This is a genomic window from Rhodococcoides kyotonense (assembly GCF_900188125.1).
GTDB lineage: Bacteria > Actinomycetota > Actinomycetes > Mycobacteriales > Mycobacteriaceae > Rhodococcoides > Rhodococcoides kyotonense.
Genome location: NZ_FZOW01000002.1, coordinates 293,472 through 311,883, shown reverse-complemented (window position 1 = coordinate 311,883; position 18,412 = coordinate 293,472). Strand labels below are relative to the sequence as shown.

Annotated in this window: 20 protein-coding genes; 12 read left to right on the top strand and 8 right to left on the bottom strand. The window is 65.0% G+C overall.

Going from position 1 to position 18,412, the window contains the following annotated elements; genetic code table 11:
• Positions 1-40 precede the first annotated feature (40 nt).
• Complete coding sequence (locus tag CHB96_RS04305) at positions 41-835, top strand: carbon-nitrogen hydrolase family protein (RefSeq protein ID WP_089243402.1); 795 nt, start codon at positions 41-43, stop codon at positions 833-835.
• Between the two features lie 67 nt (positions 836-902).
• Here the strand turns inward: CHB96_RS04305 and CHB96_RS04300 are convergent, their stop codons facing one another.
• From CHB96_RS04300 to pdxH, 5 genes are all read right to left on the bottom strand, one after another.
• Entirely contained in the window at positions 903-2,201 is a 1,299-nt protein-coding gene (locus tag CHB96_RS04300; RefSeq protein WP_089243400.1) for a citrate synthase, read from the bottom strand.
• 70 nt (positions 2,202-2,271) lie between these two features.
• Entirely contained in the window at positions 2,272-3,210 is a 939-nt protein-coding gene (locus tag CHB96_RS04295; RefSeq protein WP_089243398.1) for a carbohydrate kinase family protein, read from the bottom strand.
• Complete coding sequence (locus tag CHB96_RS04290) at positions 3,207-4,139, bottom strand: aldose 1-epimerase family protein (RefSeq protein WP_089243396.1); 933 nt, start codon at positions 4,137-4,139, stop codon at positions 3,207-3,209. The genes CHB96_RS04295 and CHB96_RS04290 overlap by 4 nt, the downstream gene beginning before the upstream one ends.
• Positions 4,123-5,430, bottom strand: a complete 1,308-nt coding sequence (locus tag CHB96_RS04285; protein ID WP_089243394.1) for an MFS transporter — start codon at positions 5,428-5,430, stop codon at positions 4,123-4,125. The genes CHB96_RS04290 and CHB96_RS04285 overlap by 17 nt, the downstream gene beginning before the upstream one ends.
• Positions 5,427-6,044, bottom strand: coding sequence for a pyridoxamine 5'-phosphate oxidase (gene pdxH, locus CHB96_RS04280; RefSeq protein ID WP_089243392.1), 618 nt, complete (start codon positions 6,042-6,044; stop codon positions 5,427-5,429). Before pdxH ends, CHB96_RS04285 begins: the two co-directional genes overlap by 4 nt.
• 124 nt (positions 6,045-6,168) lie before the next feature.
• Here pdxH and CHB96_RS04275 point away from each other — a divergent pair, with 124 nt between their 5' ends.
• The 5 genes from CHB96_RS04275 to CHB96_RS04255 all read left to right on the top strand — a co-directional run bounded on the left by CHB96_RS04275 (position 6,169) and on the right by CHB96_RS04255 (position 11,050).
• Positions 6,169-7,287: a citrate synthase 2 gene (locus CHB96_RS04275; RefSeq protein WP_089243390.1), complete on the top strand. Its 1,119-nt coding sequence runs from the start codon at positions 6,169-6,171 to the stop codon at positions 7,285-7,287.
• 142 nt (positions 7,288-7,429) lie between these two features.
• On the top strand, positions 7,430-8,551 hold the full coding sequence (gene serC, locus CHB96_RS04270; RefSeq protein ID WP_089243388.1) for a phosphoserine transaminase: 1,122 nt from the start codon (positions 7,430-7,432) through the stop codon (positions 8,549-8,551).
• A gap of 77 nt (positions 8,552-8,628) precedes the next feature.
• Entirely contained in the window at positions 8,629-9,369 is a 741-nt protein-coding gene (locus CHB96_RS04265; RefSeq protein ID WP_245865221.1) for a rhomboid-like protein, read from the top strand.
• A 95-nt stretch (positions 9,370-9,464) separates the two neighbouring features.
• Positions 9,465-10,301 carry a septation protein SepH gene (gene sepH / locus CHB96_RS04260; RefSeq protein WP_089243877.1) on the top strand — a complete coding sequence of 279 codons (837 nt, stop codon included), beginning with the start codon at positions 9,465-9,467 and terminating at the stop codon, positions 10,299-10,301.
• Positions 10,302-10,321: 20 nt separating this feature from the next.
• The gene (locus tag CHB96_RS04255) at positions 10,322-11,050 is read left to right on the top strand and encodes a DUF6928 family protein (RefSeq protein WP_089243386.1); all 729 of its coding nucleotides are present in this window, start codon (positions 10,322-10,324) and stop codon (positions 11,048-11,050) included.
• Here the strand turns inward: CHB96_RS04255 and CHB96_RS04250 are convergent.
• Positions 11,007-11,279 (bottom strand): DUF2537 domain-containing protein, encoded by a 273-nt coding sequence (locus tag CHB96_RS04250; RefSeq protein ID WP_089243384.1) that lies wholly within the window; start codon positions 11,277-11,279, stop codon positions 11,007-11,009. The genes CHB96_RS04255 and CHB96_RS04250 overlap by 44 nt on opposite strands.
• Complete coding sequence (locus CHB96_RS04245) at positions 11,276-12,079, bottom strand: TrmH family RNA methyltransferase (protein ID WP_089243382.1); 804 nt, start codon at positions 12,077-12,079, stop codon at positions 11,276-11,278. Before CHB96_RS04245 ends, CHB96_RS04250 begins: the two co-directional genes overlap by 4 nt.
• 37 nt (positions 12,080-12,116) lie before the next feature.
• On the opposite strand from CHB96_RS04245, the gene CHB96_RS04240 reads away from it, so the two are divergent.
• The 6 genes from CHB96_RS04240 to CHB96_RS04215 all read left to right on the top strand — a co-directional run bounded on the left by CHB96_RS04240 (position 12,117) and on the right by CHB96_RS04215 (position 17,085).
• The gene (locus CHB96_RS04240; RefSeq protein WP_089243380.1) at positions 12,117-13,316 is read left to right on the top strand and encodes a GNAT family N-acetyltransferase; all 1,200 of its coding nucleotides are present in this window, start codon (positions 12,117-12,119) and stop codon (positions 13,314-13,316) included.
• 120 nt (positions 13,317-13,436) lie between these two features.
• On the top strand, positions 13,437-13,661 hold the full coding sequence (locus tag CHB96_RS04235) for a hypothetical protein (protein WP_089243875.1): 225 nt from the start codon (positions 13,437-13,439) through the stop codon (positions 13,659-13,661).
• Positions 13,658-14,578: an ABC transporter ATP-binding protein gene (locus CHB96_RS04230; protein ID WP_089243378.1), complete on the top strand. Its 921-nt coding sequence runs from the start codon at positions 13,658-13,660 to the stop codon at positions 14,576-14,578. Before CHB96_RS04235 ends, CHB96_RS04230 begins: the two co-directional genes overlap by 4 nt.
• Entirely contained in the window at positions 14,575-15,342 is a 768-nt protein-coding gene (locus tag CHB96_RS04225) for an ABC transporter permease (protein WP_089243376.1), read from the top strand. The genes CHB96_RS04230 and CHB96_RS04225 overlap by 4 nt, the downstream gene beginning before the upstream one ends.
• A gap of 19 nt (positions 15,343-15,361) precedes the next feature.
• Positions 15,362-16,483 carry a sensor histidine kinase gene (locus tag CHB96_RS04220; RefSeq protein WP_089243374.1) on the top strand — a complete coding sequence of 374 codons (1,122 nt, stop codon included), beginning with the start codon at positions 15,362-15,364 and terminating at the stop codon, positions 16,481-16,483.
• A complete protein-coding gene (locus tag CHB96_RS04215; RefSeq protein WP_089243372.1) occupies positions 16,480-17,085 on the top strand; it encodes a response regulator transcription factor in 606 nt (201 codons plus the stop codon). Before CHB96_RS04220 ends, CHB96_RS04215 begins: the two co-directional genes overlap by 4 nt.
• Here the strand turns inward: CHB96_RS04215 and CHB96_RS04210 are convergent.
• On the bottom strand, positions 17,070-18,410 hold the full coding sequence (locus CHB96_RS04210) for an MFS transporter (RefSeq protein ID WP_176444156.1): 1,341 nt from the start codon (positions 18,408-18,410) through the stop codon (positions 17,070-17,072). The two genes, CHB96_RS04215 and CHB96_RS04210, sit on opposite strands and share 16 nt — an antisense overlap.
• Positions 18,411-18,412: the final 2 nt, after the last annotated feature.

The window sequence follows — 18,412 nt, the reverse complement described above, 5'->3', positions numbered from 1 at the left end:
TGTATACCTGTCGGCGCCAGATGAAACCAGGAGTTCTTCTATGAGCACCACCGTCCGAATCAGTCTTGCCCAGGTCAACAGCGGCACCGAACCGGCCGAGAACCTGAAGATCATCGACACCCACGCGCAGGCCGCGAAGGACGCGGGCTCCTCGCTCGTCGTGTTCCCCGAAGCCATGATGCGACGCTTCGGCGTGCCGCTGCGTGGCGTCGCAGAACCCGTCGACGGACCGTGGGCCGACGAGGTCCGCGAGATCGCACGACGACTCGACATCACGATCGTCGCAGGCATGTTCACCCCGGCCGACGAGGGCCGCGTCGGGAACACGTTGCTCGTCACCGGCCGCGGCATCGACGCCAGCTACGACAAGATCCACCTGTTCGACGCGTTCGGATTCGCCGAGTCCGACACCGTCGCGCCGGGCCAGGATCCCCTCGTCGTCGACATCGACGGCATCAAGGTCGGCTTCGCCACCTGCTACGACATCCGCTTCCCGGCTCTGTTCCAGAAGCTGGGTGACCTCGGGGCCGACCTGATCGTCGTCGCGGCATCGTGGGGAGCCGGGCCGGGCAAGGTCGAGCAGTGGTCGCTGCTCGCTCGTGCTCGAGCACTCGACTCGACGGCCTTCGTCGCCGCCTGCGATCAGCCCGAGCCCGAGAACGCGGAAGGAACCGCGCCTCTGGGCGTCGGACATTCAGTTGTCAGTTCTCCGCTCGGCGAGATCCTCGGCGAGCTCGACGCCACACCTGGCCTGCTGACCGTCGACATCGACACCGTCGTCCTCGACGGCATCCGTGAGAAGTTGCCGGTGCTGGCGAACCGTCGCCAGTTCTGACTCTCCCGGCGTAGGAACGAAGAAGCCGCCCACCCCCTAGCGGGAGTGGGCGGCTTCTGTGGCTCTGCTAGCGCGCGGACAAGTCCTTGTAATCGCGCTCGGTGTAGCCGGTGTAGATCTGACGCGGACGGCCGATCTTCGTGGACGGATCCTCGTGCATCTCGCGCCAGTGCGCGATCCAGCCCGGGAGACGGCCCATAGCGAACAACACCGTGAACATGCGCGGCGGGAAGCCCATCGCGCGGTAGATCAGACCGGTGTAGAAGTCGACGTTCGGGTACAGCTTGCGCTCGATGAAGTAATCGTCGGTGAGCGCGGTCTCCTCCAGCTTGAGTGCGATGTCGAGGAGCTCGTCACCGTTGCCCAGCTTGTCGAGGATGTTGTGCGCGGTCTCCTTGACCAGCGTCGCGCGCGGGTCGAAGTTCTTGTAGACGCGGTGCCCGAAGCCCATGAGCTTCACGCCGTCTTCCTTGTTCTTGACCCGACGCAGGAAGTCGGTGGCGTCGCCGCCCTCGGCCTTGATCTTGTCGAGCATCTCGAGCACTGCCTGATTGGCACCGCCGTGCAGCGGGCCCCACAGAGCGTTGATGCCGCCCGAGATGGACGTGAACAGGTTGGCGTCCGACGAACCGACGAGGCGAACCGTCGACGTCGAGCAGTTCTGCTCGTGATCGGCATGCAGGATGAGCAGCATGTCCAGGGCGCGCACGATCTCGGGATCGACCTCGTACGGCTCGGCCGGGAAGCCGAACGTCATACGCAGGAAGTTCTCGACGAGGCTCTTCGAGTTGTCCGGGTACAGGAACGGCTGACCGACGGACTTCTTGTAGGCGTACGCCGCGATCGTCGGGAGCTTCGCCAGCAGGCGAATGGTCGACAGCTCGACCTGCTCCGGATCGTTGGGATCCAGCGAGTCCTGGTAGTACGCAGACAGTGCATTGACCGCGCTGGAGAGCACCGGCATCGGGTGCGCGTTGCGTGGGAAGCCGTCGAAGAACCGCTTGAGGTCCTCGTGCAGCAGCGTGTGCCGACGGATCTTGTCGGTGAACTTGTCGAGCTGGTCCTCGGTGGGGAGCTCGCCGTAGATCAGCAGGTAGCTGACCTCGATGAAGCTGGACTTGCCGGCCAGTTGTTCGATCGGGTAGCCACGGTAGCGCAGGATTCCCTGGTCGCCATCGATGTACGTGATAGCCGACTTGGTCGAAGCGGTGTTGACGAAACCACCGTCGAGAGTCGTGTAACCGGTCGCAGCCAGCAGCTTTCCCAGTTCGATGCCATCATTGCCTTCGGTCGCCTTGGCAATGGACATGCTGTGTTCGCCACCTGGATAGGTGAGGGTGGCTTTGGCGTCATTCTCAGCGGGCACGAATGGTCCCTCTCGAACTCGTGTAACGGACACGTACTTAAAACGGACACTTCTGTAGTCGATAGAGAAACTAGTCTCTCGGCGCCTCGGACGCCCACGGAGGGTCCGCACCCGGGCGTGAAACCGTGATGGCTGCAGCCCGAGCAGCGAAGCTCAGTGCTCGCTCCCAATCTTCCTTACTCATGTCACGAACGGCGCTCGATGTGACAATGGTCTCCTCGTTCAAAAATTGCAGTAAAGCTCCGTGCACGGTGTCACCAGCGCCGATGGTATCGACGACGTCCACGGATACTCCTGGAACCGAGATTTCTTCCGACGCACGGAACACCGACAGACCGTCGCCACCGCGCGTCATCACCACGGCCGACACACCCGCGGCGAGCCAGTCGTCGACCGTCGTTCCCTCTTCGCCGAGTCCGAGCCAATACGAATCGTCCTCGGAGACTTTCAGGATGTCGACGTCGGGAAGCCACGATCTGAATCGAGTCCGAAAGCCGTCGGCAGTGATGTCGCCGCTCGTGCTGTCGATCGCCGCGGGACGGATGTTGGGATCCAACATGGTCAGCTTGCCCGCGGCGTGTGCACGCTTCAACAGGTTCGCGTACACCGATGCACCGGGTTCGTACAGCAGTGACAGCGTGCCGAACGACAGTGTGTGGACGTCGTCCGGAAGATCACCCGGATCCTGGACGAGTCGGTCCGCGGTGCCGTCGGCGTAGAACGAGTACTGCGCGCTGCCGTCCGACGCGAGGGTGGTCATCGCGAGCGTCGTCGGCTCGTCTCCGCGCTGAACCCACGAGGTGTCTACGCCTGCATCGTGGAGACTCCCGAGGATCTGCTCGCCGAACGGATCCGACGACACCCGAGAGAGGAACGCGACCTTCGAGCCCAGCCTGCCGATCGCGACCGCGACGTTGAACGGTCCGCCACCGAGTTTCGGCGACAGCAACGGACCTTCGTGCACCGGCACGAGATCGACCAGTGCTTCTCCACACACGAGGATCGTCATGCGGCGCGATACTCCATTCCCCACGAACCGGTCCAGGACTTGCCCGGTGCCAGTACCAGCAGATCGATGCCCGAGTTGAACGCGTCGGGCGGGCATGTCATCGGTTCGATGGCCAACGCGCGTCCACGATCCGGATACGCCTGCTTCTTGGCCGGATCGGCCGTGAACACCTGAATCCAATCGAATTCTCGGTCGGTCCACAACACCGTTGCGTTTCCGTCGGGGCCGGTGAGAACGTGGCGCGCCTTGCCGTCCTCGTCGGGCACTTCGGCACTGAAGGGTGTGTCGAGCCAGACGCCCTTCAAGGATTTCGCGTTGGTGAAGTCGTACTCCGTGTCGGCTGTCGGTACCGACGGTCCCGTGGGGAGGTTGCGCTTCGGATCGAGTTGCAGCCGTGTGCCCGCGGACAGTTCGAGGGTGCACTCGTCGAGCGGAACGTCGCCGACGCGTACGAACGAATGGAAACCGATCCCGAACGGCGCGTCGGTGTCGCCGTCGTTGGTCGCCGACGCGGTCACGACGAGACCGTCGTCGGTCAGTTCATGCGTCACGGTGAGCGAGACCTTGTACGGCCATCCCTTGTGCAGTCCGATGTCGATCGACTGCTGCACCTTCGCGTCGGAATGCTCGACGAGAGTCCATTCCTCGCGTCGAACGAATCCGTGACTCGCACTGTTGCGTTCCGGCTCGGTGATCTCGAGTTCGTGATCGACACCGCCGAACGTGAACTTCCCGTCGGCGACGCGGTTGGGCCACGGCGCGAGCACGAGACCCGCCGACAACGGCGGCTTCTTCCCGAGTTCCCATGTTTCGGTGAGCGGCGAACCGTCGTATTCGAGCGCGCGCAGTCCCGCACCGACCCCGGCGACTTCGGCGCGATAGTTACCGCTCGTCAGCAAGTAATTCTGTGCGTCAGTCATGCTGCCCATTGTCCACCCTCGAGACGCGATATCGAACGAATGCGGGAAGTGCGACCGCAGCGATCACGACTCCGACGACGACGAGAACCCCGCCACCTGCGGCCGCAGCAGCAGTACCGACCATGGCCGCGCTCGCGCCGTGCAGCACGTCACCGATTCGCGGGCCTCCCGCCACCACGACGATGAACACTCCCTGCAGACGGCCACGCATGTCGTCGGTCGCAACCTGTTGGAGCATCGTGCTTCTGAATGCCGCAGAGATCATGTCGGCGCCACCGCCGAGAGCGAGGAACGCCACCGCGAACCACAGCGCGATCGATACCGCTCCGCCCGTTGCCATTCCGACACTCACACCGAATCCGACCATCGCCAGTCCCCACACGACGATGCACACGATGACCGCAAGTCCCTGACGCCGGACACGCGGCAACCATCCCGAGAACACACCGCCGAGAACGGCTCCGGCCGACAGCGCCGCGAACAACAACCCGAGAACGAGCCCGCCCGACGCCGGATCACCGAACGTGTCATGCGCGATCTGCGGGAACAACGCGCGAGGCATGCCGAAGATCATCGCGATGATGTCGACGACGAACGATGCCAGCAGCACCTTCTGCGTCGCCAGATAGGTGAATCCTTCGATGACCGAACGCAATCCGGCTTTCCTGCCCGCTTCGGCCGGAGGAATCTTCGGCAACCGAACGACGGCCCACAATGTCGCGAACAGGGCGATCGAGTCGACGAGATACAGCGTCTGCAGCCCCGCGAGCGGAATCATCGTGCCCGCGATCAGAGGACCGGCGATAGCGCCGAAGTTCATGACCGTCATGTTGAGCGAATTCGCGGCAGGCAACTGGGACCCCGGCAGCAACCGCGGGATGATGGCACTGCGCGTCGGCTGATTCACGGCGAAGAACGCCTGTTGAACGGCCAAGAGACACAACACGACCCACACGTTGTTCAGGTCGGCGAACGCCTGCAGCCACAGCAGCGTCGACGTCGTGATCAGACCGACTGTCGTGATGCTCAGCAGCGTACGACGATCCATGACGTCGGCGAGCGCACCGCCCCACAACCCGAACACGATAAGCGGCACCAGTCCGAACACACCCGTCAGGCCGACATACGCCGAACTGCGTGTGATCTCGAAGATCTGTTGCGGCACAGCGACGATACTGAGCTGAGCACCGATGACGGTGACGATGTTGGCGACCCAGAGTCTGCGGTACGCCTTGTTCTTCAGTGGTGTCGTGTCGGCGAGTACGCCTCGTAACTTGTTCTTCTTCAGCGCTTCGGTCACGGCTGGAGGCGCTCCACCACTGCCGACGCGACCGTCAGGCGAATCCTGTTGTGCAGCCGATTCGTTCGGCCCTGCCAGAACTCGACGGTAACCGGGGCGATTCGGAACCCACCCCAATTCGGCGGTACCGGAACGTCTGTGCCGTCGAACCGTGCGGTCACCTCGACGAGCGCCTGTTCGAGTTCGGCGCGCGAGCCGATGGTCTTCGATTGATCCGACGCCCACGCACCCAACTGCGAGCCACGCGGACGCGTCGCGAAATATTCTGCTGTGATCTCGGCCGACACCTTCTGCACCGTTCCCCGGATCGTCAGTTGACGCTCGATCCCGATCCACGGAAACGTCACCGATGCATATGGGGTGCTTCCCAGGTGACGGGCCTTGTCGGAGTCGTAATTGGTGTAGAAGACAACGCCGTCCGCGTCGAGGTCCTTGCACAGAACCGTGCGCGTGGACGGATGGCCCGCGTCGTCGACCGTCGCCAGAACCATCGCGTTGGGCTCCGGAATATCAGCGGCAATCGCGTCGGACAGCCACTGCTGCGCCACCGGATGCCAGCCGTTTCGCACGGCTTCGACGTCGAGGTCGGTGTCTTCGCGGTAGTCCACACGCATGTCCGCGAGGGGTCGTCTGTCATTCGGCACGTACCCGAACGTTACTCCCGGGTACGACCCGATACAGTTCTGACCAGGCAAGCCCCCGCGCGAGTCGCACGGCTACAAGGAGAGTCCTAAGGTCATGGCTGTTCAACAGGTACCCGAAGATTTCGTCAGCGGCCTCGAAGGTGTGGTCGCGTTCACCACCGACATCGCCGAGCCGGACAAGGACGGCGGCGCACTGCGTTACCGCGGCGTCGACATCGAAGACCTCGTCGCCAAGCGGGTCACGTTCGGCAACGTCTGGGCACTGCTCGTCGACGGCCGCTTCGGCCCAGGCCTGCCGCCGGCCGAACCGTTTCCGCTCCCGATCCACACCGGCGACGTCCGCGTCGACGTCCAGGCAGGCCTGGCGATGCTCGCCCCCATCTGGGGATACCAGCCGCTGCTCGACATCGACGACGCCACCGCCCGCGACCAGCTCGCCCGCGCGTCGGTCATGGCACTGTCCTACGTCGCCCAATCCGCCCGCGGCATCTACCAGCCCGCCGTGCCGCAGAAGAAGATCGACCAGTGCGAGACCGTCACCGCACGGTTCATGACCCGGTGGAAGGGCGACCCCGACCCCGCGCATACCGAGGCCATCGACGCCTACTGGGTCTCCGCTGCCGAGCACGGCCTGAACGCGTCGACGTTCACCGCCCGCGTCATCGCCTCCACCGGCGCCGACGTCGCCGCCTCGCTCTCCGGCGCGATCGGTGCGATGTCCGGCCCACTGCACGGCGGCGCCCCGGCCCGCGTGCTGCCGATGATCGAAGAAGTCGAAAAGACGGACGACGCCCGCGCACTGGTCAAGGGCATCCTCGACCGCAAAGAGAAGCTCATGGGCTTCGGGCACCGCGTCTACCGCGCCGAAGACCCCCGCGCCCGCGTGCTGCGCGCGACGGCCAAACGCCTGAACGCCCCTCGCTACGAGGTCGCCGCCGCGCTGGAGCAAGCCGCGTTGGCCGAGCTGCGTGAGCGTCGCCCCGACCGCGCCATCGAGACCAACGTCGAATTCTGGGCCGCGGTCATCCTCGACTTCGCCGAGGTACCCGCGCACATGATGCCCGCGATGTTCACCTGCGGCCGCACGGCCGGCTGGTGCGCGCACATCCTCGAGCAGAAGCGGCTCGGCAAGCTCGTCCGCCCGGCAGCCATCTACACCGGCCCGGCGCCCCGCAAGCCCGAATCCGTCGACGGGTGGGGGCAGATCGTCTAGTGCAGCTGCGCTGCCCGTGCGCGGATAGTTGGTCTCCGTTGTAACTACGCACGCACGGGTGGCGAAGCCGCATCGACTAGCCTGTACGTGCCATATTCACCAACGCCCGTTTTCTCCCCGACGCTTAGGATGCGCTGCTCACATGGCCGATTTGCCGATCATTCCCGCTGACCTTCTGCCCGCCGACGGACGTTTCGGCTGCGGACCGTCCAAGGTTCGCCCCGAGCAGCTGCAGTCCCTGGTCGACGTCGGTGCATCCGTGTTCGGCACGAGTCACCGCCAGAAGCCCGTCAAGGACGTCGTCGCTCGCGTGCGCAGTGGCCTTCGGGACCTGTTCAGCCTGCCCGACGGTTACGAGGTCGTCCTCGGCAACGGCGGTACGACAGCGTTCTGGGACGCGGCCGCGTTCGGCCTGATCCGCGAGAAGTCGCTGCACCTGACCAACGGTGAGTTCAGCTCCAAGTTCGCATCGGTCGCCAAGAACAACCCGTTCATCGGCGATCCCATCGTCGTCAAGGCAGAGCCGGGCAGCGCCCCTGAGCCGACGTCGGATCCGTCCGTCGACCTCATCGGGTGGGCACACAACGAGACGTCGACGGGTGTCGCCATTCCGGTCAGCCGTCCTGCCGGTTCCGAGAACGCCCTCGTCGCCATCGACGCGACGAGCGGTGCAGGTGGTCTGCCGGTGAACGTCGCCGATTCGGACGTCTACTACTTCGCCCCGCAGAAGTGCTTCGCCGCCGACGGTGGCCTGTGGATCGCTCTGATGAGCCCGGCTGCGCTCGAGCGCGTCAGCGAGATCCAGTCGTCGGGCCGCTGGGTTCCGGACTTTCTCTCACTGCCGATCGCCATCGACAACAGCAGCAAGGACCAGACGTACAACACGCCTGCGCTCGCGACGCTGCTGCTGTTCGCAGACCAGATCGAGTGGCTCAACGGAAACGGCGGCCTGGACTGGGCCACCAAGCGCACGGCCGATTCGTCGTCGCGCCTCTACACCTGGGCCGAGCAGAGCGAGTTCGCGACGCCATTCGTCCAGGATCCGGCGCACCGCAGCCAGGTCGTCGGCACGATCGACTTCGACGAGAAGATCGACGCAGCTCAGGTCGCCAAGATCCTGCGTGCCAACGGCGTCGTCGACACCGAGCCGTACCGCAAGCTCGGACGCAACCAGCTCCGCGTCGGCATGTTCCCGGCCATCGAGCCGGACGACGTCACCGCACTGACGAAGAGCATCGACTACGTGGTGTCCACACTGAACTAGCAGCCGGCTCACAGCATGGGCGCTTCCTTCGAGAGCTAAAGTAGTTGGTATCCGCAACTATCTCGAAGGGAGCGCCCGTGCGTGTTCTGGCACCCCTTCTGCGACTGAAGGTCACCATCGCCTACTTCGCACTCGCTCTGTCGGCGACTGCGTTCCTCTCACATCTCCACCCCCGAGCGCAGTGGCACGTCCTGCTCGAGGCGAGCACCAACCTCCGCAACCTGGGCGACGGCCATGTCGGCACTCTCGTCGCGAGCGCGTTCCTGACCGACGGTGAACCGAACTGGCTGTGGCTCGGCTCGATCGCGGTCCTGTTCGCTGTGGCCGAGTGGGTGTCGGGGTCGACGCGTTTCCTGTCGACGTTCGTCGCAGGCCACGTCGGCGCAACAGCACTCGTCGCGCTCGGCCTGTTCGTCGGCATTCACGCGGACTGGCTGGCCGACTCGCTGGCAGTGGCCGTCGACGTCGGCGTCAGCTACGCGGCAGCCGCCGTGGCCGGGTCGATGATTCGCTACCTACGCCGTCCGTGGCGTCTCGCATGGGCGTCGGGATGGATCGCGCTCGTCGCAGCCGCTGCGGCGTTCGACCCGTCGTTCACGGCATTCGGCCATACCGCGGCACTGTCGATCGGATTCGGCCTCGGCTGGCTGTACCTTCGTCGCGACGCAAAGCGGTTGATCGACAATCGATCCCGCGTCGCGACTCTCTCCCACCCCACGCAGACGCATGTGCGTTCGCGTGGCCGGTGGCATCCCTCGCAGGCTCGTTCGGCTGCGGTCGAACCTGTGCAACGGCAGCACTCGATGACTAGTCTGTGACAGCGGAAGAGCGTGTCGGAGACCCGGCGAAGATCACGAGTGGATTACTGTCGAGTGCGGACGATATCGCGAGTCGGCGCGATGAGGAGGTCAAGGTGCGAGATCTACACGTGGTCGGTCTCGAACCCGATGGGCAGTACGTGATCTGTGCAGATCCCAAAACCGGCGACAAATTCCGGCTTCCGGCCGACGACAAGCTCCGCGCTGCCTCCCGCGGTGACATCGCTCGTTTAGGACAGATTGAGATCGAAATGGACAGTTTGCTCAGGCCCAAGGAGATCCAGGCTCGAATTCGCGCCGGAGCCACCGTCGAACAGGTCGCAAGCGATTCCGGTATGGCACTGAGCCGCGTCGAGATCTTCGCCCACCCCGTCCTGCTCGAGCGCTCCCAGGCCGCATCGATGGCCCAGGCAGGTCACCCGATGCGCGCCGACGGACCCGCGGTTCAGACCTTGTCCGAGGTCGTCACCCAGGCATTCCGCGCTCGCGGGCACAGTCTCGACGAGGCCGCGTGGGACGCATGGCGCGATGACGACAACAAGTGGGTCGCCCAGCTGAAGTGGCAGGCCGGACGCACCACCAACAAGGCGCACTGGCATTTCATGCCGGACGGCCACGGCGGCACCATCACCGCGCTCGACGACGCGGCATCCGAGCTCATCGATCCCGACTTCGGCCGTCAGCTTCGTGGTCTCGCTCCGGTGCGTGCACTGGAGCCTGCTCCCGAGGAAGATCCCCAGCAGTCGTTCGACGAGTACTACGGAACCACGGCGGACAGCGAGATCGAAGCGGCCGTCGAACCCGAGCCGCAGCCCAAGACCCCGGAACCGCGCTACGACGCGTCCGCACCCAAGAAGGACAAGAAGGGCAAACCCTCGATGCCGTCGTGGGAAGATGTGTTGCTAGGTGTCCGTTCCAGCGGCCACAGCTGACATCGGGGAGGGTGCAGGCAGTGGGGGCCAAAGCATCGACCATCTGGTACGTGGACGCGCCTGATCCGATTTCTGTTCTGCGCCAGAGCAGTTCGTCGGATCCGGACGCGGCGACGGCGCTCGTCGGTAGTCTGTTCTCGGACAAGGTTGCCGTGCCGACGCAGCAGGCGCCGATCTCCAAATGCGCCGCAGTGGATGTCGACGAGGTCGCGGTCGGTAGCTACCCGGGCATAACCGTCGTCTGTAGCACCCGCATCGCCGACGCCTCACCTGCATCGCTGTCCGAGTACTGGTCCCGTCCGTTGGCGTCGGAACGCACGTATCTGATCGCGACCGACCCCGAGACTGCCTGGGGTGCATTCGCGTACTGGGAGCGCGGATCTCTGCGACGCTCGTTCAGCGCGACACCGATCTACATATACGAGGACATCGGCCTGCCGCTGGTGTGGGAGCGGCCGTTCTGGGCCGGGGAGCACCCGCTGATCTACCCACCGGGAGTGCTGCCGGATCCGCAGTCGCTACCGTTCCATCCGCAGGAGTTCGCCGAAGCGGCCAACGCTCATTGGCTCGGCTTCCGCTACACCGGCGCTCCCAGAGGCGACGAGTTCGATCCCAATTCACTACCGGTGTCGGGCTTTTCGCTGTACACGCCGGGCGACGAACCCACCGCGGCGCCTCCCGCGCCCACCCCGCCGGAACGTTCCTTCAAGCGCTGGTGGCGACGGAAACCCCCAGCGCCACGAAGCTGAGAACGGCGCCGACGCTCGCGCCGTAGACGAGCCATCGGACGGTAGGCGTGTGACGCCACCGCAGAACGGTCGGCGCCGCACCACCGACCACGACGAGGTTGATGCCGATCGCCAGGAACACGTTGACGGCAGCGAGCTCGAGGCCGAAGGCGGTGAGGGCCGTCCCGACCAGCACCGCCGCGACCGCTGCTACCGGAATACCGGTGTAGAGGACACCGCCACCGGTCACTGCAGCCGCACCCGCTCGTAGAACGCCATCGCAGCAGCGGTGGCGACGTTGAGCGAATCGGTACCCGGCGCCATCGGGATTCGAGCCCGAACGTCCGTGGCGCGCATGGCATGTTCGGTCAGCCCTGGACCCTCGGCGCCGAGCAACAATGCCACCTTCTCGCCCGTCATCGCCTCGGCCAACGGGATCGCCGACGGGTTGGGCGTCAGCGAGATGGTCTGAAATCCGTTGTCCCGCAGAATCTTCAACCCACGAGGCCAATCCGGAACACGCGCGAAGGGCACCCGCAGAACATGGCCCATCGACACACGCACAGCTCGTCGATACAGCGGATCCGCGCACGCCGCACCGAACAGCACCGCGTCGGCGCCGAGCCCTGCTGCGTTGCGGAACATCGACCCGAGGTTCTCGTGATCGTTGACGCCCTCGAGTACGACGACCGTGCGCGCATCCTTCAGCACATCGGCCAGGTCGAGTTCGGGCGGTCGGTGAGCGGCGGCGAGCACTCCCCTGTTCAAGTGGAAGCCGACGGCTTCGGCCATCACTTCTGCCGTCGCGCGATAGAACGGAACGTCCACGTCGTCGAGACGCGAGCCCATCTCGGTCAACCGACGGTCCACGCCGAGAAGACTGATCGGGGCGAACCTCGACGACAGCAGTCGTTCGGCCACCAGAACGCCTTCGGCGATGACGAGCCCTTTGCCGTCGGGCAGGTCCGGTCGGCGGTCGGAGGAGTTGAGATCGCGGAAGTCGTCGAGACGCGGATCGGCGGAGTCGTCGATGTCGATTACGTGTACCACGTGTCCATCTTGGCAGGGTGTGAAAAGCTCGACTGTGATGAGTACCGATGACACGATCACGATCAGAACAGCGACCGACGACGACTGGAGTGCCGTAGCCCTCCTCGACGCGCACGCATTCGGCGAACACCAGAACTCCGAGGATCTCGCCGAGACGCAGATCCTGACGAGTTCGCAGCACGTCGTCATGGCGTGGCACGGCGACACTCCCGTCGGCGTCGCGATGCACTTCCCGATGTCGGTGACGGTCCCCGGTGGCGCACAGGTCGAGGCGTCGGGTGTCTCGTGGGTGTCGGTGGCCCCGACGCATCGCCGACGCGGGATTCTGCGTCGTATGTTCACGAAGCAGCACCGGAAGCTGCAGGACGCGGGCGCGCCGCTGTCGCTGCTGACCGCGAGCGAAGCCACGATCTACGGACGCTTCGGTTACGGCCCGGCCACCGAGGAGCATCGCGTCGTCGTCGATCGGCGGTTCGCGCAGTTCCACGCAGGCGTACGGCCGGTCACCGGCGTGCGGCTCGTCGAATCGACGGAGGCGTCGACGCTTCTGCCGGAGATCTATTCGCGCTGGCAGCGCCGTACTGCGGGTGCACAGCCGAAACCGCCGATCCGCTGGGAGCGTTTCTTCGCCGACCGCGAGAACCGCAGGCAGGGCCTCACCGAGCTGTTCTTCATCGTGCATCCCGACGGCTATGCCGCGTACCGTCGCAGCGAGACCGAGAGCAAGATCGTCGTGCAGGAGTTCATCGCCGTGACGGACGACGCCTATGCCGAGCTGTGGCAGGTACTCGCAGGCGTGGACCTCGTCGACACCATCGAGGTCAACCAAGCCCCCGACGAGGCCCTTCCGTTCCTGCTGACGAGCAACCGGCTGCCCAAGATCACCGGACATCACGACGCATTGTGGTGCCGGATCATGGACGTGAAGGCCGCTCTGGAAGCACGCACGTACGGCGTCGACGCGCAGTTCGTGCTCGAGGTGGACGACCCGTTCCTCGACGCAGGCGGGACGTTCGACGTCACGATCACCGCGGGCCGGGCCACGGTGACGCGCACCGAGGCCGCACCCGACGTCACACTGAAGATCGACGTGCTCAGCTCGCTGTACTTCGGGCAGCATCGGGCAACGCGATTCGCGGCGGCCGAACGACTGTCGAGCCGTGACGCGGATGCGCTGCACACCGTCGACCTCGCGTTCTCGACAGACCGCTCGCCGGTGATGGGCTGGGCCTTCTGACCACTGCTGCAGACCCCGCTCGCGCCCTGACATTTGTCATCTCCGACCCGTGACGGTGTCAATCCGACCGATGATGCCGTGCACTACCCGGCCGTCCTCGAACCGGCGATGCTTCTATGCATGAAGCAACCGGATGAAGGAAACCTGTTCACGGACTTGATGGAGTTCGGTCCGGCCCCGACGATGGCCCGCGAAGTGGTCGTCATTCTGATCTCGCTCGCCCTGATCGGAATCGTCTTCGCGATCGTCGGACCGAGTGTGCTGGTGTTCGTCGCTGCCGCAGTGGCATTCGTGTTCCTCGGCATTCGTTTCGCGCTCGGCCTGCGTGGTTGGAGCCGGTCATGAGCATGATCGAAGTGTCGAACATGACGCGACGCTACGGCAGCGGAAAGACGGCGTTCGAAGCCGTCAGCGCGCTCGACCTGGTGGTCGAGGAAGGCGAACTGTTCGGCCTCCTCGGCACCAACGGCGCAGGCAAGACGTCCACTCTCGAAGTGATCCAAGGGCTTTCCCGACCGAGCGAGGGCACGGTGTCGATCATGGGTCTCGACCCTGTCCGCGACCGTCGGGACGTTCGGCCGAATCTCGGCATCATGCTGCAGAAGGGCGGTCTGCCTTCGGACCTCACCGCTTTCGAGAGTCTGACGATGTGGGCCGGAACGTGCAGCGATCCACTCCCCGTCGCCGAGGTTCTGGAACGTGTCGATCTGACGGACCGCGCGAGCACGCGCGTGAAGTTCCTGTCCGGCGGCGAGCAGCGACGCCTCGACCTCGCATGCGCGATCATCGGACAACCTCGCGTGTTGTTCCTCGACGAGCCGACGACGGGTCTCGACCCCGAAAGTCGCCGGAACACGTGGTCTTTGATCGAGGATCTCAAGCGCTCCGGTGTCACGATCATGCTGACCACGCACTACCTCGACGAGGCCGAGGGCCTGGCCGACCGGCTCGCGATCATGCACAAGGGACGCGTCGTACGCGCGGGCACGGTCGAGGAAGTGGTGGCCGACCATCCCGCCAGCATTCGTCTCGATCTACCAAATGTCCCTCTACCCGAATTACTTTCGGCCACCGTCGATGTGGAGGACGGCAAGCTCGTCATCAGGACCGGGGAACTGCAGGACACCTTGACCGAACTGATGCTGTGGGCGCAGCGATCGGGCGTGCGCATCCACGGCCTCGACGCCCGTGCTGCGTCGCTCGAGACCGTGTTCCTGTCCATTGCAGACGAATTCGACCAGCGACAGGAGATTTCGGCATGAGCACTTTGACCACACTGTCCCGCAGCGAGTTCACACTGCTGATCCGTAACCGAGTGTTGCTGTTCAACGCGTTGATCATGCCGCTGCTCTTTCCGATCGTCATTCTGGTGATCGGCCGCGACGACGGACTCCCCGACACCGTCGTCTCGGGAGCCCTGGAAGTCTTCGCCCTGTTCCTGCTCGTGTTCCTCGTGTACTACAACTTGCTGTCCGCGTATGCGACACGGCGAGACGAATTGGTACTCAAGCGACTTCGCACCGGCGAGGCCACCGACAACCAGATTCTTCTCGGCCCGGCCGTACCGTCGTTCGCACTGACTGCCATCCTGACGATCGTTCTGACGGTGATCATCGCCGCGCTCGGCGGCGGACTCCCGGTCAACCCTGTCCTGTTCGTCGCCGGACTCGGCGGCGGCGCAGCGATGTTCGCGGCGCTGGCGCTGATCACGTCGTCGTTCACGCGCAATGCCGAGGCTGCCCAGATCACGAGCCTGCCGGTCATCCTCATCGCGATGGCAGGTACCGGGTTCCTGCGCGGCATCGTGCCCGAATCTCTCGACAGAGTCCTCGATCTGACACCGATGGCTGCCGTGCTGGATCTCGTGAACCTCGGCTGGCTCGGCACGACCGATCCGGAATCGGCACCGCTCACCGTCGTCGAGACGTTCTCCCCTGCCGTGATGCCGCTGGTGGTCGTCGCCGCATGGATCGTCGGATCGATCGTCATCGCCAAGACGCACTTCCGCTGGGAACCGCGTGCGTGAATCTGGAAGGGTAGGCGACATGGAACTGCGCCGTTACCTCGACCCACGGACGACGTGGCAGGACACGACCGAGGTCGACAAGGTCCGGCTCTACACCCGCCAGTCGTTCATCACCATCATCGTCGCGCTCGCCATCGCATCGGTGACCGAAACGATCTCGAACAGCGAATGGCTCGCTGCCGTCGCGATCGTCGCGAGTTGTATCGCGACGATCGTCACGATACGACGGCTACCGAAGTTGGGCGGGACCGATCACGGCGACGCGCGCCTGCCGCTGGCGATCGCTTTCGCCACCGGAATCGCGGCAGGAATCGCCGGCCAGGAACCTCAGCTGTGGCTCTGGGTCCTGCTGATCGTGTCCATTCCGATCACCGCGATGACGACCCTCAGGATCTCGATGGTGCTGGCGGTGGTCGTCGGGGCCATCGCCGCCGTCACGTTCTCGGGGATCCTCGCCGGCATCGTCGCGTTGTTCATCGTCGCCGCGATGGCAGGAAGCGTGCATCTGTCGATCTGGCTGCTGCGCATCGTCAACGAGCTCGACGCGTCGCGTCATGCAGCGTCGGCACTGTCGGTCGCCGAGGAACGACTGCGGTTCTCGCGCGATCTGCACGACGTCGTCGGCCGGGCCCTGTCGGCGATCGCCGTCAAGAGCGAGCTCGCGGCGACGCTGTCGCGGCGGGGCGACGACCGAGCCGCCGCCCAGATGGACGAGGTCAGGGACCTTGCCCACCGATCCATGACCGAGGCGCGGCAACTGGCACGCGGCTACCGACAAGTCGATCTCGTCGCCGAGATCGACGGCGCGCGTTCACTGCTCGGCGCTGCAGGCATCGACACGGAGACGGTCGGCTCCGCCGACGTCATCGACCCGGCCTACACCGAGGCCGCGGCGTTTCTCGTCCGCGAGGGCGCGACCAACGTCCTGCGCCATTCCGACGCCACGTGTTGCCGAATAAGCTTCGGCAAGAACAGCGTATCGATGACCAACGACCGACCGCACAGCAACGGATCGAAGGACGGCACGGGAATCACCAGCTTGAAGGAACGGCTGGCAGGGGTCGGCGGTACCGTCGACGTCGCCTGCACGGCAGACGAATTCACGCTGTCGGCGACGTTCCCGTCTACGGTGGAATCATGATCCGTGTACTGCTCGCCGACGACGAGAATCTCATCCGCACCGCGCTGGCGACCATGATCGCACTCGAGGACGACATCGAGATCGTCGCGCAGGCCGAATCCGGCGAAGAGGCCGTCGACGCCGCGAAGACGCACGCGCCCGACGTCGCGGTGCTCGATCTGCAGATGGGCGGTATCGACGGGATCGAGGCGGCAGGGCAGATCGCCGCGGCTCTCCCGTCGTGCGCTGCCATCATCGTCACCAGCCACGGCCGTCCCGGCTATCTGAAGAAGGCGCTGGCGGCCGGGGTGCGCGGCTTCCTTCCGAAGACCACGTCCGCGTCGACGCTCGCCGAGGTCGTGCGGACCGTGCACGGCGGCGGTCGCTACGTGGACCCGACACTGGCTGCCGAGGCCATCGGCGCGGGTGATTCGCCGCTGACGCCCAGGGAGGCAGACGTTCTCGAATACGCCGCGGACGGTGCGTCGATCGCCGAGATCGCGCAGCGAGCGCACCTGACCCAGGGCACGACGCGGAACTATCTGTCCGCGGCGGCCGCGAAACTGGGTGCGGCCAACCGTCACGAAGCCTGTGCCGTTGCCCGACGCTACGGCTGGATCTGAGATCGGCGCGGCTCCTCGGAACGGGCCGTTCCCACCTCGACGGCCTGCTCGGACGCGTCGCACACGCGGCTGCGTCGGACCTCCATGACCGGTAGCCGCAGGCGGTCGGTGCCCCGGACCAGTGTCACGCGCAGCTTTCCCCGCCTCATCAGATAGACCCCCGCCACGACGCCGGTCGCGAGCGAGACGATGCCGCCGAACACCAGTGGCGCCCGCGGGTCGAGAACGTCTGCGAGCCAACCGAGAACAGGGCTGCCGAGCGGCGTTCCGCCGAGGAAGCAGAGCATGTAGATACCCATGACGCGTCCACGCATGTCCGACGGCACCGACATCTGCAGGATGTTCATCGCCGACGTCGTGAACGTCAGTGTCAGCGCACCCGTCGGGACGAGCAGAATCGCGACGAGGACGTAGTTCGGCATCAAGCCGACGAGAAGCTCGAACGCACCGAAGGCGATCACGGCACCGATGAACAGCCGAAGTCGCGGCGAACTGGTCCGTCGTGCTGCGAGGGTCGCGCCCGCGAGGGTTCCGACCGCCAACGTCGTCGACAGCAAGCCGTACGCGTCGGCGCCACTTCCGAACGAATTACGTGCCAGCACAGCGAGGCTCAGCGGGAAGTTCAGCCCGAACGTCGACACCATGAAGACCGTCGCCAACAGCACCCGGAGGTCGGGCCTGCCCCATACGTAAGCGAAGCCTGCACGCACCTGACCTTTCGCGCGCGGTGCAGGTTCGACGCGGTACAGGTCCTTGGCACGCATCGCCAACAGTGCACCGAACACTCCGGCGAAGGACACCGCGTTGATCAGGAACACCCACCCGGTGCCGATCAACGTGATGAGGACGCCCGAGACCGCCGGGCCGATGATGCGCGCCGAATTGAACGTCATCGAATTGAGCGCGATCGCGTTGGACAGCGTTTCCTTGCCGACCATCTCGATGGTGAACGATTGGCGGACAGGCGCATCGATCGCCGACGAGCAGCCGAGCACGAACGCGATGACGTAGACATGCCAGAGTTCGACGATGTTGCCGACGTCGAGCACACCGAGGACAAGTCCGCAGACGGCAGCGAAGGCCTGCGTGATCATCAGGAGCTTGCGTTTGTCGTAGCGGTCGGCGAGCACGCCACCCCATACCGACAACAGCAACGTCGGCCCGAACTGCAGGGCCATGACGATGCCGACGGCGAAGCCGTTTCCCCCGGACAGGGTCAGTACGAGCCAGTCCTGTGCAACCCGCTGCATCCACGTCCCGACGAGGGACACGATCTGCCCGGAGGCCCACAAACGGTAGTTGCGTGTTCGCAGCGCAGCGAACATCG